We start from the raw sequence: 12,055 nt of genomic DNA on the forward strand, positions 1-12,055 counted from the left end.
CGAGTCTGCCGGTCAGCGCTGCGCGCTGACGTCAGCCGCCTTCGGCCGGCTCCAGCGTGCAGCCCAGTTCCCGTTCGGCCAGCTTCTTCATCTCCACCGTCAGCGGCGGGTCGGTCAGGTCCACGCCGTCCGCCAGCGCGTCCGCGATGATCCGCAGCCCCTCGATCCGCGCCGCCTTCTTGTGGTTGGCGCCAATGATGTGCCAGCGCGCATGTTCGGTGTCCGTGCGCTCGAACATCTCTTCATAGGCGTCCACATAGGCCCGGCGCTGCGCACGGTTGCGGAAATCCTCCGCCGTCACCTTCCAGCGCTTCCAAGGCCGTTCCAGCCGGTCGATCAGCCGCTCGTCCTGCTCGTCCTGGCTGATGTGCAGGAACAGCTTCACGATCCGCGTGCCATAGGTCACCAACGTCGATTCAAAGGCGTTGATCTCGCCATAGGCCCGGCCCCAGTCCTCGGCCGAAGCAAAGCCTTCCACCCGCTCCACCGCCACCCGGCCATACCAGCTGCGGTCGAACACGGTCCAATTGCCCTTTTCCGGCAGATGCGCCCAAAAGCGGGTCAGATAATGCTGCTTGCGCTCATGCTCGTCGGGGGCCGCAACGGGCACCACCTTCAGGAAGCGCGGATCCATTTCCGCCGTCAACCGCTTGATCAGGCCGCCCTTCCCGGCCGCGTCCCAGCCTTCCAGCAGGATGATCGCCGCCCGCTGCTGCCGGTGATAGGCGATCAGGATTTCCAGCAGCCGCAGCTGAAGTTTCTTCTCGATCTCCGCATAATCGTCGGGGCTGCGCCGATGCTCAACCTTGTCCAGCCGCCCCTTCGCCATGTCAGGCGGCTGCCTTCTTCGCGGGCTTCTCTTTCCGCGCCTTGTCCAGCTTTTTCAACACCATGTCCCGCTTCAGGCGGGAGAGATGGTCGATGAACAAAATGCCTTCCAGATGGTCCATCTCATGCTGCAAACAGGTCGCCGTCAGCTCGTCCAGCACCTCGTCATGCGCCGCGCCGGTCTCGTCCAGCCATGTGGCGCGGATCGTCGCGGGCCGCTCCACATCCGCATATTGGCCGGGAACAGACAGGCAGCCTTCGTTGTAGACGCTATAATCCTCGCTTGGATCGAACAGTTCCGGGTTGATGAACACGCGCGGATTGGGCGTGCCCTTGCCCTCCTCATCCTCCGGCCCGTCGCCCAGATCCATCACCAGCAGCCGGATCGGCACATCCACCTGCGCGGCGGCCAGCCCGATGCCTGGGGCGTCATACATGGTTTCGAACATGTCGACGATCAGCGCGCGAATGTCCTCCGTGATTTCAACCACAGGTTCGGAGATGCGCCGCAGGCGCGGATCGGGCACTTCAAGAATGGGCAGAATGGCCATCCACCCTAGCTAGGAAAGGGGGGCCGCCCGGTCAAGCCAGAGGTCTGCGCAACCGCAATGCCTGCGCCAGCGTGCCTTCATCCAGATAATCCAGTTCACCGCCCACCGGCACACCATGCGCCAGCTGCGTCACCTTCGCCCCCAGCCCCTCCAGCGCTTCCGCCACGAAATGCGCCGTGGTCTGCCCCTCCAGCGTGGCGTTCATCGCCAGCACCACCTCCGTGATCGGCGGATCGCCCGCCACCCGCGCCTGCAGTTGGGCGATGGAGAGATCATCAGGCCCCACCCCGTCCAGCGCAGAGAGCATGCCGCCAAGCACATGATAACGCCCGGCAAACAAGCGCCCGCGTTCCAGCGCCCACAGGTCCGCCACATCGGCCACCACACACAGCAGGGCGGGATCGCGCTTTGGATCGGTGCAGATGCGGCACGGGTTGCGCGTGTCCAGATTGCCGCAAATATCGCAGGCAGACAGCGCCGCATCCACCCGTTGCAGCGCAGCCAGCAGCGGCTGCAACTGAGTTTCCCGGTTTTTCATCAGCTGCAGCACCACGCGCCGAGCCGATCGCGGCCCCAAACCGGGAAGCCGCGCCACCAGTGCCATCAGTTGCTGCAAAGCGTCGTCCATTCTATCGGCTGTGCCATGCGAATTGCCTTCATGGGAACCCCGGATTTCGCGGCCACCGCGCTGAATGCTCTGGTTCAGGCCGGGCATCAGGTCGCCGCCGTCTATACCCAGCCGCCGCGCCCGGCGAACCGCGGACGGCTGACGCCCTCTGCCGTGCAGTTGCGCGCCGAAGCGCTGGGGCTCAACGTGCGCACGCCCGCCAGCTTGAAGGGGGAGGCGGAACAGGCGGCGTTCGCCGCGCTCGATCTCGATTACGCGGTGGTCGCCGCCTATGGGCTGCTGCTGCCCAAGGCCGTGCTGGAGGCGCCGCGCCACGGCTGCCTGAACATCCACGCCTCGCTGCTGCCGCGCTGGCGCGGGGCCGCACCGATCCAGCGGGCGATTCTGGCCGGGGATTCGGAAACCGGAGTCGCCATCATGCAGATGGAGCGCGGGCTGGATACTGGCCCCGTCCGGCTGGAGGGGCGGATGCCGATAGGTCGCGAAACCACCGGAGAGTTGACCGTTGCGCTGGCGGAAATGGGCGCGCGACTGATGCTGGAGGTGTTGGCAGACCTGCCCGGCCATCCGCCGGTTCCGCAGCCGGAACAGGGTGTTACCTATGCCCACAAGATCGACAAGGCGGAAAGCCGGATCGACTGGAGCCTGCCCGCGCGACAGATCGACCGGCTGGTGCGGGCGATGCAGCCCAGCCCCGGCGCATGGTTCGACAGCGGCGGCAGCCGGGTGAAGCTGATCGCCGCCGAACCAGCACCCGGCGGCGGCGCGCCCGGAACGCTGATCGGCGACAGTGTGGCCGCCACCGGCGGCGGGGGCATGGCCGCCACCGGCGACGGCGCGCTGCGGCTGCTGACCGTTCAGCCCGAAGGCAAGCCGCGCATGGCCGCCGCCGACTGGCTGCGCGGCCGCCGCCTGCAACCCGGCGAGCCGCTTTGAGCCGCCGAATCCGCTTCACGCTGGAATGGGACGGCAGGCCCTACATGGGCTGGCAGCGGCAGCCGCACGGGCCTTCGGTGCAGCAGGCTGTGGAAACGGCGCTGGCCGAGATCACCGGTGAGCAGGCCGTGGTGCATGCCGCAGGCCGCACCGATACGGGCGTGCATGCCAGCGGCATGGTGGCGCATGCGGAACTGCAATCGGAGCTGGCCCCGTTCCGGCTGATGGAGGGGGTGAACGCGCGGCTGAAACTGGCGGGCCAGCCCGTCGCGGTGCTGGCAGCGGAGAACGCCGGGCCGGACTTCCATGCGCGCTTTTCCTGCACCGGTCGCGCTTATGAATATCGGCTGCTCTGCCGCCGCGCGCCGCTCACATGGAACAGCGGGCTGGTCTGGCGGCGGCCCAACCGCTTCGACATCGACGCCATGAACGAAGCCGCGCGGCATCTGCTGGGGCAACATGATTTCACCACCTTCCGCCACGTGCATTGCCAGGCACAAAGCCCGGTGAAAACGCTGGACCGGCTGTGGGTAGAGGAGGATGGCGAAGCCGTGACGGTGCATGCCGCCGCGCGATCCTTCCTGCACCACCAGGTGCGCTCGATGGTCGGCTCTCTGGTGCTGGTGGGAGAGGGGCGCTGGCGGCCTTCGGACGTCGCCGAAGCGCTGGCGGCGCGGAACCGGGCTGCCCTGCGACTGAACGCCCCGCCAGACGGTTTGTGGTTCGTTCGGGCCGAATATAGGCAACCGTCGGAATAATTTACATAATCTTGGCCAAAGACTCCATAACCCCTTGATATCATGAATGGCGGCGGTTGGCATATTCCTTGCATATTCTATAGCGGAAGTCGCGTTAACTATTTGAAGCAGACCGCGAGCATGAATGGTATGGAAGAACGGCCCAAATCCGGATTTCGAGGTGCCGTCCTCGTGTGGATCGTCGGGCTGACGCTCGGGGTTGCGGCAGGGGCTGCCACGGCGATGCTGCTGATGCCTTCCAACGGGTCACGCAACAGCTTGCAATCCGCTATCGCCGACCGATTCCGCTGACGCCGAAGCCGGTTGAGACCCGTCAGATCAGCCGCTCTAGCGGCAGTCTCAGATCAGCCGCTCCAGCGGCGGTGTCAGATCAGCCGCTCCAGCGGCGGTGTCAGATCAGCCGCTCCAGCGGCGGGGGATGCCCCAGAAACGCCTCCGGGCTGGCGGAGCGGCCATAGGCCCCGGCCATGAAAACTGCCACCAGATCGCCCACCCGGCTTTCCGGGAATTGCGCCTTCTCGGCCAGCCGATCCAGCGGCGTGCACAGGCATCCCACCACCGAAACCGGCCCGCGTGCACTGCTATCGCGGCTGGCGTTCACCACCGGATAGTTGCGGCGGATCACCGTGCCGAAATTGCCGGTGGCGGCCAGTTGATGGTGCAGGCCGCCGTCCGTCACCAGAAATATCTCTCCACCAGACTGCTTGATATCGGTGATGCGGCACAGGTAAACGCCCGCCTCCGCCACCAGCCAGCGGCCCAGTTCCAGCGCGAACCGGCTGCCCGCCAGCACCGGAGGGCGTTCGGCAAGGATCTCCGCCAGCCCGGCCCCCAGCGCGCCGAGGTCCAGTTCCGTATCTCCGGGGAAATAGGGCACACCGAAGCCGCCGCCCAGATTGATCAGCGGGGCCTGCAACCCGGCCTCCGCCAGCAGCTGAGCCGACAGGGCGACGGACTGGCGCTGCGATTGCAGGATCGCCTCCACCGAGAGATTCTGCGATCCGGCGAACAGGTGCAGCCCGCGAAATTCGAACGGGGCCTCTGCCATCCGCGTCAGCAGCGGCCCGGCATCCGCCGCATCCACGCCGAACGGGCTGGCCGCGCCGCCCATCTTCATGCCCGAGCCTTTGAGCGCAAAGGGCGGATTCACGCGCAACGCCACCCGTGCCGGGCGCGCCAGCCGCCCGGCGATCGCCGCCAGCCGTTCCAGTTCGCCCGCCGATTCCACGTTCAGCGTCACGCCCGTCCGCACGGCGGCTTCCAGTTCCCGGTCCCGCTTACCCGGCCCGGCGAAGCTGACATGCGCCGCTGTCATGCCCGCCGCCAGCGCCTTGTCCATCTCCCCCGCAGACGCGACATCGAAGCCGTCCACAAGGCCCGCCATATGCGCCAGCAGCGGCGGATAGGGATTGGCCTTCACGGCATAATGCAGCCCAAGTTCGGGCGGCAGGGTGGCGCGGAACGCCTGCACCCGCGCCGTCAGCAGCGCACCATCATAGAGGAACAGCGGCGTGTCGCCGGCTTGCCTCACCCAGTCCCCGGCGCTGCGGCCCGCCACAAGCAACTGCCCGGCCTCGTCGCGCCCGAACCCCGCGGGCAGGCGATCTGTCATGCGCTGTAGTTCGCGCGCAACGCGCTGCGATCCAGCTTGCCATTGGCCGACACCGGCAGCGCATCCAGCCAGACGATCCCGGCGGGCAGCATATAATGCGGCGCTTCCCGCTTGAAAAAACCCATCAGCTTCGCTTCGGCCGCTGCCGGTTCAAAACCCGGCGCAGCAGAGGCCACCAGCCGGATTCGTTGCCCCGCCACTTCATCCGCCAGCCCCAGAGCCACCACCTGCGCCACCGCGCCGCTCAGATAGGCCAGTTCCTCGATCTCCGTGGGGGAGACGCGGGTACCCATGGTCTTGATCGTTTCGTCCGCGCGGCCGACGAAGGTGATCAGGCCCTGCGCGTCGCGCACCACGGTATCGCCGGACCAGACCGCCATACCGCCGTAGCGCGAGGCAGGCGGCGCGGGTTTGAAGCGGATCGCCGTGCGTTCGGCGTCGTGCCAATAGCCCTGCGTAACCAGCGGGCCGCAATGCACCAGTTCGCCCGGCTCGTCGTCGGCGGTGATCTGGCCATCGGCGCGCACCACCAGAATCTCGGCTTCGGGGATCGCCCGGCCGATGCTGGCGGGGTGGCTGTCTGCGAGGTCGGGCGGCAGGGTGGTGGAGCGGAACGCCTCCGTCAGCCCATACATCAGGTGCAGCCGTGCAGCCGGGAACAACGCCCGCAGCGCCTTCACCGCGGGCACCGGCAGCCGCCCCCCGGTGTTGGAGAGCGTGCGCAGCCGCGCGACCACGTCCGCCGGCCAGTCCTGCGCGATCAGCTGCACCCACAGCGGCGGCACCGCGCCCAATTGGGTGATGCCATAGCGCGCGCAAGCCTGCACCACGTCGCGCGGGGTGAGATAATCCAGCAACGCCACCGATGCCCCGGCATGGAAGGCCGTGGTAAGCTGGGAAAAGCCGAAATCGAAGCTGAGCGGCAGCACCGACAGCACATGATCATCGGGCGCGGTGCCCAGATAGGAGGAGACGCTGCGCGCCCCCACCAGAAGATTGGTATGCGTAACCATCACGCCCTTGGGCGCGCCTGTCGAGCCTGACGTGTAAAGCAGCGCCGCCAGCGTATCGCCGCCCTGCCCCCGGCCTTCGAGCGGCGAGCCAGCGGCGAGATCGGCCCAGTCCGTTTCCAGCAGCAGCACCGGGCATGGCGGATCGGCGAGACCGCCCGCACGGGCGCGGTGGGTGATCAGCAGCGCCGCGCCGGAATCGCCGAGGATGTGCCGCACCTGCTGGGCACGTAGCACCGGGTTCACCGGCACCATCACCAGCCCGGCGCGCAGGCAGGCGAACAGCAGCACCACACATTCAAGGCTCTTGGGCAGCCACACCGCCACCCGCTCGCCCTCGGGCAGGCGCGCGGCGAGCGCGCCCGCCACGGCGGACACCTGCGCGTTCAGTTCGGCGTAGCTCAGCCGCCGGTCGCGGTCTGCCAGCGCCGGGGCCTCCGGTGCGCCGCGCAGCAGCAGTTCATCCGCGCGCTGCATGGCCGTCAGTTGCCGAAGGGGTTGCGGCTCGATCGCATGTTGATGCGGATCGGCAGGCCCTTCAGGTCCAGATCGTCGCGCAGGCTGTTCACCAGATAGCGGTTGTAGCTGTCCGGCAGTTCGTCCAGCCGGTTGCCGAAGACGATGAAGGTGGGCGGCCTTGTGCGCGCCTGCGTGATGTAGCGCATCTTGATGCGGCGGCCGCCGGGCGCGGGCGGCGGGTTGCGTTCCTGGGCATGTTCGAACCAGCGATTGAGCGCGGCGGTCGGCACCCGGCGGCTCCAACGCTCGCGGGTTTCGAAGGCCACTTCCATCAGCACGTCCAGCCCCTTGCCCGTCAGCGCGGAGACCGTCAGCACCGGCACGCCCTTCACCTGCGCAAGGCCATCTTCCAGCGCCTTTTTGATGCCGTTGAACAGGCGGCTCTGATCCTCTGCCGAATCCCATTTGTTGATGGCGACGATCAGCGCCCGGCCTTCCTGCAGCACCATGTCGGCGATGCGCAGGTCCTGTGCTTCGAGGCCCAGCGTGGCATCCAGCAGCAGCACCACCACTTCGGCGAAATCCACCGCGTGGCGGCCGTCTGCCACGGCGAGCTTTTCCAGCTTATCCACCACCTTGGCCTTGCGGCGCATCCCGGCGGTGTCGATCAGGTGCACCTGTCGGCCCTGCCACTCCCACGGAATGGCGATGGAATCGCGGGTGATTCCGGCTTCCGGCCCCGTCAGCAGCCGGTTCTGCCCCAGCAGCTTGTTGATGAGCGTGGACTTGCCCGCGTTCGGGCGGCCGACGATGGCGAGCTTCAGCGGCGCGTCTTCGGGCAGATCCTCGTCGCCCTCGTCCTCCGGTTCGTCGGAGGGTTCGGGGATCAGCGGGGCGAGCGCTTCGAACAGGTCGGCCAGCCCCTCGCCATGTTCGGCGGACATCGCGACCGGGTCACCCAGGCCCAGTTCGAACGCCTCCATCAGCCCGGATTCGGCGGCCCGGCCTTCGGACTTGTTGGCGACCGCGATGATCGGCAGCCCCGCTTCCTGCCGCAGCCAGCGGGCGAAGTGGCGATCCGCCTCTGTCAGGCCGGTGCGGGCATCCACCACGAACAACGCGGCGGTCGCCCCTTCCAGCGCGGCGCGGGATTGCGCGCGCATCCGGTCAGACAGGCTGCCGGCCTCGGCTTCCTCAAGGCCCGCCGTGTCGATCACGGTGAACTCCAGGTCCAGCAGCCGCGCCTTCCCCTCGCGCCGGTCGCGCGTCACGCCGGGCTGGTCATCCACCAGCGCCAGCTTCTTGCCGACCAGCCGGTTGAACAGCGTGGACTTGCCGACATTGGGCCGCCCCAGAATGACGACGCGGGGAAGGCGGGTGTCGGCCATGGGTCAGCGATAGGCCGTGACCGTGCCGTCGTCTGTCAGCACATACAGGATGTTGTTGGCGACGACGGGCGGCAGGTAAGCGGCGGAGGACAGCTTGCGGCTGGACCGGGTTTCGCCCGTTTGCGGCGACACGAACGACATCTGACCCAGCGACGAGACCAGAATCAGCTGATCGCCCGCAAGCACGGGGCCGAACCATTCGACCGCGCCCTTCTTCGACTTGGGGTTCTTCCAACGGCCCAGATCGGACACCCAGCGGATCTTGCCGTCGGTGCGGCTCAGCGCGACGAGCTGGCCTTCCACGGTGACGGCGAACACCCAGTCGCCAGAGGGCCATGGCGTGTTGACGCCCGCGAACTCCCGTTCCCACACGCGCTGACCGGTGGCCAGTTCCAGCGCCACCATGCGGCCGCCGTTGCCGATGGCGAACACCCGTCCGCGATCGATCACGGGGGAGCTGGTGATGCCCGAGAGCGCGCCGAGCGCGGTGGTGCGGCCGGTGCGGGCCAGCTGATCCTGCCAGGCGGTGCGGCCGTTTTCCACGCGCAGCGCGAACAGTTCGCCAGAGGGGAAGCCGGCCACAACGGTGTCGAGCGCGATAGACGGCGCACCCGGCCCGAGGATGGCGGCCGGTTCAACCGTGGCGTTCGCTTCCCACAGCTGCTCGCCCTTGTCGGCGCTGAGCGTGGTGAGCTGGCCGTCCTGGCTGGTGACGAACACCCGGCCGCCGTCAACCGCCGGAGCGGCGCGCAGCGGGGTGGCCAGACGGACGCGCCATGCTTCGGCACCGGTGGCGGCGTCCAGCGCGGCGATGATGCCGAAGCCGGTGGTGGCGAACACCCGTCCGCCCATCACGCTGACGCCGCCGCCGAAGGCCGGGCGGGTGCCCTCGCCTTTCAGCGCGATGGTCTGGCGCCACAGCGGGCGGCCCGTCGTTGCGTCGAACGCAGAGACAAGCCCCTCGGTGTCGATGGTGAACAGCCGGTTTTCGGCGATGACGGGCGTGCCGTTAAGCTTGCGCGTGGCATCCGAACCCTTGCCGATCTTCACAGACCAGAGCCGCTGCGGCGCGGCACCCAGCGTGACATGGCCCAGATTGCCCGCTGCATTGCCGGCGGGCTGATTCCATTCCGCGTTCACATGCGCGGCGGGCAGCACCACGTCCACGCCCTGAAGCTCGGCCTCTGCCTCCACCTGACGCTCGTAATCGAGCACGGAAATGCGCTCGCCCATGGTCGCGGGCTTCTTGCCCTTGCCCTTGAACGATGCGCAGCCGGGCATCGCCACCAGCGCCACCGAAACCATCCCGAGGATGGCGGCCGTTCTGTATCGTGAAACCCGCATCATTTGGCCGCCGTCTCCGCCGGAGTCTCACCTGCCGCCTTGGCTGCAGAATCCGCCTCAGCCTTGGCCTTGCGGGTGCGTTCCTCTTCGATCTTCGTCACATCCTGCCCCAGCGCCGCCGCCATCTGCTCGGCACGGGCGCGCAGCGATTGCGGCGAACGTTCATCCGAAGCAATGCGGTAAAACAGCGGCCCGGCCTTGTCGGCCTCGCCCGCCTTCAGATGCGCAAGCGCGGCCATTTCACCGGCAATCGGGAACCACGGGCTGTCGCCTGCGAGGAACGGCGCGGTGCGCTTGATCACCTCTGCCGGGGGCAGCTTGTCGAACTCCAGCCGCAGCTGCTTCATCGCGGCGGCATCGCGGAAGGCCTGCGCGGCGCGGCCATCGTCCACCACCTGCTTCAGATCGGCGATGGCTTTCGCTTCATCGCCGCCCTGCAGCGCGATTCCGGCCTTGGCCATATTGCCCAGCGCGCGATAGCCGCTGCTGGAGGATTGCGTCACCGAGTCCAGTTCCTTCAGCGCCTCGGTGGAACCGCCGCTTTCGGCCTTCTCCAGCGCGCCGCTGAACTGTTCGGAGATCGCCTCGATCCGGCGGGTCTGTTCCGCCTTCCACCAGAACCAGCCACCCAGCGCGACAAGGCCCAGCACCACGGCCAGCAGAATCCACCGGCCCCAGCTGGACATGAACTTCTTCAGCTCGTCTTCGCGATAGGCCTCATCAACTTCCCGGATGAAGGCCTGATCCCTCGGGTCGGAGGGTTTCATGGGCGGTGTGCTGGCCAAATCTCGTTCCCTAAGCATGTCCGGGCCGGGCAGGCCCTAATTTGTCCGGCCGGGGATCCCGGCGTCATCGACGTCGCCTGTCCTTTAGAGAGAGGTTCGGTAAACCGAAAGCCCCCTCCCGTCCGGTGCGTTCCTGACGGGCGGCTATCGGGCCGCAATCTTTGCCCGCCGATGAACGGAGCGGTTCAGGCCTTCGGCACCTTGGGCAGATACAGCTCCGCCTCTCCGGGGAAGCTGCGGTCGCGAACCGCCTGCGCATAGGCCGCCGCCGCCGTCGTCACATGATCCGCCAGATTGTCGAAGCGGCGCACGAAGCGCGGCACGCGTTCGAACATGCCCAGCATATCATCGACCACCAGCACCTGCCCGTCACACGCGGGCGACGCGCCGATGCCGATGGTGGGGCATTTGATGGCGGCAGTGATGGCGCGGGCCACCGGCTCCACCACGCCTTCCACCACCAGCGCGAAGGCCCCTGCCTCGGCGATGGCGCGGGCGTCTGCCTGAATCTTCTCCGCTTCGGCAGCACTGCGGCCGCGCGCGCCATAGCCGCCCAGCGCGTTCACCGCCTGCGGCGTCAGGCCCACATGCCCCACCACCGGGATGCCGCGCTTCACCAGAAATTCGACTGTCGGGGCCAGCACTTCGCCGCCCTCCATCTTCACCGCAGCCGCGCCGGTTTCGCGCATCACCCGTGCCGCGGTCGCAAACGCCTGTTCCGGGGAAGCCTCGTACGTGCCGAACGGCAGATCGATCACCACCACGCTGTGGTAACTGCCGCGCACCACCGCTGCGCCATGGGCGATCATCATCTCCAGCGTGACGCGCACCGTGGTATCCAGCCCGTAGATCACCTGACCAAGGCTATCCCCCACCAGCAGCATGTCGCAATGCGGATCCAGCAACTGCGCCATGCGCGCGGTATAGGCCGTGAGCATCACCACCGGTTCGGCCGTGGTGCCATCTTTCTTGCGGCCCTGAATCGCGGGCACGGTCAGGCGGCGGACAGGCTCCGGCACGGGATGCGCGCGGGAGGTGGCGGTGTCGAGCGTGAAGGTCGTGGACATGGGGCTGCCTTAGCGGGTTGCGGCAGCGCTGTCAGGCTGCGGGGTTTTCACAGGGTGCTGCATTACAGCGGCTTGCCATCTTCCTTTACGAAACCGGCAGGCAGCGGCTGTTCCAGCAGATCGGCCACCAGCCCGGCCGGGCGGCACAGGCGCACCCCTTTCGCCGCGCAGACGAACGGCCGTTCCACCAGCACCGGATGTTCGATCATCGCCGCGATCAGTGCCTCGTCGTCGGCGTTTTCCAGCCCGGCGGCTTCGGCCTGCTTCGTGCGCAGCGCCTGCCGGGGGGAAAGCCCGGCAGCGGCGAACAGGCCCCACAGCTGGCCGCGAGTCCAGCCGGTGGCCAGATACTCGATGACGACCGGCTCCGTGCCGGAGGCGCGGATGGCGGCGAGCGTGTTGCGCGAGGTGCCGCACTTCGGATTGTGGAAGATAACGATCATGGCCGCCGCTGTTAGCGCCGCGCGCGGCCCACCGCCAGAATGATTAGCGCCACTGCGATTCCCGCCGTGACCAGCCCGGCCGGGGTGCAGCGCGCCCGCGCCCGCAGGTGGATCAGATCGCCAAGGCGGAATTCATAATCCGCAGTCAGTTCCTCCGGGTGAGAGGCGTGATCGCCCCACGGCAGCCGGTCCGGTTGTTTGTCGGTCAGTTCCGTCATGGCTCAGTCCCTCCCTCGAATCGGCGCA

General features: G+C 67.6%; 14 protein-coding genes. 3 read left to right on the forward strand and 11 right to left on the reverse strand.

Annotation, left to right across the window (positions count from 1 at the left end):
* Positions 1-31 precede the first annotated feature (31 nt).
* From FJQ54_RS06775 to recR, 3 genes are read right to left on the reverse strand one after another with little or no spacing between them, the layout of a single operon-like run.
* Positions 32-829, reverse strand: a complete 798-nt coding sequence (locus FJQ54_RS06775; protein WP_140927653.1) for a polyphosphate kinase 2 family protein — start codon at positions 827-829, stop codon at positions 32-34.
* A gap of 1 nt (position 830) precedes the next feature.
* Positions 831-1,379 carry a peptide deformylase gene (gene def, locus FJQ54_RS06780; RefSeq protein ID WP_140927654.1) on the reverse strand — a complete coding sequence of 183 codons (549 nt, stop codon included), beginning with the start codon at positions 1,377-1,379 and terminating at the stop codon, positions 831-833.
* 31 nt (positions 1,380-1,410) lie between these two features.
* Positions 1,411-2,007: a recombination mediator RecR gene (gene recR, locus FJQ54_RS06785; RefSeq protein WP_140927655.1), complete on the reverse strand. Its 597-nt coding sequence runs from the start codon at positions 2,005-2,007 to the stop codon at positions 1,411-1,413.
* Between the two features lie 15 nt (positions 2,008-2,022).
* On the opposite strand from recR, the gene fmt reads away from it, so the two are divergent.
* From fmt to FJQ54_RS06800, 3 genes are all read left to right on the forward strand, one after another.
* Complete coding sequence (gene fmt / locus FJQ54_RS06790; protein ID WP_140927656.1) at positions 2,023-2,943, forward strand: methionyl-tRNA formyltransferase; 921 nt, start codon at positions 2,023-2,025, stop codon at positions 2,941-2,943.
* Positions 2,940-3,701, forward strand: coding sequence for a tRNA pseudouridine(38-40) synthase TruA (gene truA / locus FJQ54_RS06795; RefSeq protein ID WP_268920564.1), 762 nt, complete (start codon positions 2,940-2,942; stop codon positions 3,699-3,701). Before fmt ends, truA begins: the two co-directional genes overlap by 4 nt.
* A gap of 102 nt (positions 3,702-3,803) precedes the next feature.
* Entirely contained in the window at positions 3,804-3,992 is a 189-nt protein-coding gene (locus tag FJQ54_RS06800) for a hypothetical protein (RefSeq protein WP_140927657.1), read from the forward strand.
* Positions 3,993-4,092: 100 nt separating this feature from the next.
* On the opposite strand, the gene FJQ54_RS06805 is transcribed toward FJQ54_RS06800, so the two are convergent.
* From FJQ54_RS06805 to FJQ54_RS06840, 8 genes are all read right to left on the reverse strand, one after another.
* Positions 4,093-5,313 (reverse strand): pyridoxal-dependent decarboxylase, exosortase A system-associated, encoded by a 1,221-nt coding sequence (locus FJQ54_RS06805; RefSeq protein ID WP_140927658.1) that lies wholly within the window; start codon positions 5,311-5,313, stop codon positions 4,093-4,095.
* Positions 5,310-6,800 (reverse strand): acyl-CoA ligase (AMP-forming), exosortase A system-associated, encoded by a 1,491-nt coding sequence (locus FJQ54_RS06810; RefSeq protein ID WP_140927659.1) that lies wholly within the window; start codon positions 6,798-6,800, stop codon positions 5,310-5,312. Before FJQ54_RS06810 ends, FJQ54_RS06805 begins: the two co-directional genes overlap by 4 nt.
* Positions 6,801-6,805: 5 nt before the next feature.
* Positions 6,806-8,170 (reverse strand): ribosome biogenesis GTPase Der, encoded by a 1,365-nt coding sequence (der, locus tag FJQ54_RS06815; RefSeq protein ID WP_140927660.1) that lies wholly within the window; start codon positions 8,168-8,170, stop codon positions 6,806-6,808.
* Positions 8,171-8,173: 3 nt separating this feature from the next.
* Positions 8,174-9,517 (reverse strand): outer membrane protein assembly factor BamB family protein, encoded by a 1,344-nt coding sequence (locus FJQ54_RS06820; protein ID WP_140927661.1) that lies wholly within the window; start codon positions 9,515-9,517, stop codon positions 8,174-8,176.
* Positions 9,514-10,281: a tetratricopeptide repeat protein gene (locus tag FJQ54_RS06825; protein ID WP_181160024.1), complete on the reverse strand. Its 768-nt coding sequence runs from the start codon at positions 10,279-10,281 to the stop codon at positions 9,514-9,516. The genes FJQ54_RS06820 and FJQ54_RS06825 overlap by 4 nt, the downstream gene beginning before the upstream one ends.
* A gap of 203 nt (positions 10,282-10,484) precedes the next feature.
* A complete protein-coding gene (gene panB / locus FJQ54_RS06830; protein ID WP_140927663.1) occupies positions 10,485-11,366 on the reverse strand; it encodes a 3-methyl-2-oxobutanoate hydroxymethyltransferase in 882 nt (293 codons plus the stop codon).
* Between the two features lie 62 nt (positions 11,367-11,428).
* Positions 11,429-11,809: an arsenate reductase family protein gene (locus FJQ54_RS06835; RefSeq protein ID WP_140927664.1), complete on the reverse strand. Its 381-nt coding sequence runs from the start codon at positions 11,807-11,809 to the stop codon at positions 11,429-11,431.
* An 11-nt stretch (positions 11,810-11,820) separates the two neighbouring features.
* On the reverse strand, positions 11,821-12,027 hold the full coding sequence (locus tag FJQ54_RS06840) for a hypothetical protein (RefSeq protein ID WP_140927665.1): 207 nt from the start codon (positions 12,025-12,027) through the stop codon (positions 11,821-11,823).
* Positions 12,028-12,055: the final 28 nt, after the last annotated feature.

The sequence above is a fragment of the Sandaracinobacter neustonicus genome (assembly GCF_006385875.1).
Classification (GTDB): Bacteria; Pseudomonadota; Alphaproteobacteria; order Sphingomonadales; family Sphingomonadaceae; genus Sandaracinobacteroides; species Sandaracinobacteroides neustonicus.

Coding starts and splice junctions, on each gene's coding strand:
- recR (WP_140927655.1), bottom strand. CDS start 2,007: ATGGACGACGCTTTGCAGCAACTGATGGCACTGGTGGCGCGGCTTCCC.
- def (WP_140927654.1), bottom strand. CDS start 1,379: ATGGCCATTCTGCCCATTCTTGAAGTGCCCGATCCGCGCCTGCGGCGC.
- fmt (WP_140927656.1), top strand. CDS start 2,023: ATGCGAATTGCCTTCATGGGAACCCCGGATTTCGCGGCCACCGCGCTG.
- FJQ54_RS06820 (WP_140927661.1), bottom strand. CDS start 9,517: ATGATGCGGGTTTCACGATACAGAACGGCCGCCATCCTCGGGATGGTT.
- der (WP_140927660.1), bottom strand. CDS start 8,170: ATGGCCGACACCCGCCTTCCCCGCGTCGTCATTCTGGGGCGGCCCAAT.
- FJQ54_RS06835 (WP_140927664.1), bottom strand. CDS start 11,809: ATGATCGTTATCTTCCACAATCCGAAGTGCGGCACCTCGCGCAACACG.
- FJQ54_RS06805 (WP_140927658.1), bottom strand. CDS start 5,313: ATGACAGATCGCCTGCCCGCGGGGTTCGGGCGCGACGAGGCCGGGCAG.
- FJQ54_RS06840 (WP_140927665.1), bottom strand. CDS start 12,027: ATGACGGAACTGACCGACAAACAACCGGACCGGCTGCCGTGGGGCGAT.
- FJQ54_RS06810 (WP_140927659.1), bottom strand. CDS start 6,800: ATGCAGCGCGCGGATGAACTGCTGCTGCGCGGCGCACCGGAGGCCCCG.
- panB (WP_140927663.1), bottom strand. CDS start 11,366: ATGTCCACGACCTTCACGCTCGACACCGCCACCTCCCGCGCGCATCCC.
- FJQ54_RS06825 (WP_181160024.1), bottom strand. CDS start 10,281: ATGAAACCCTCCGACCCGAGGGATCAGGCCTTCATCCGGGAAGTTGAT.
- FJQ54_RS06775 (WP_140927653.1), bottom strand. CDS start 829: ATGGCGAAGGGGCGGCTGGACAAGGTTGAGCATCGGCGCAGCCCCGAC.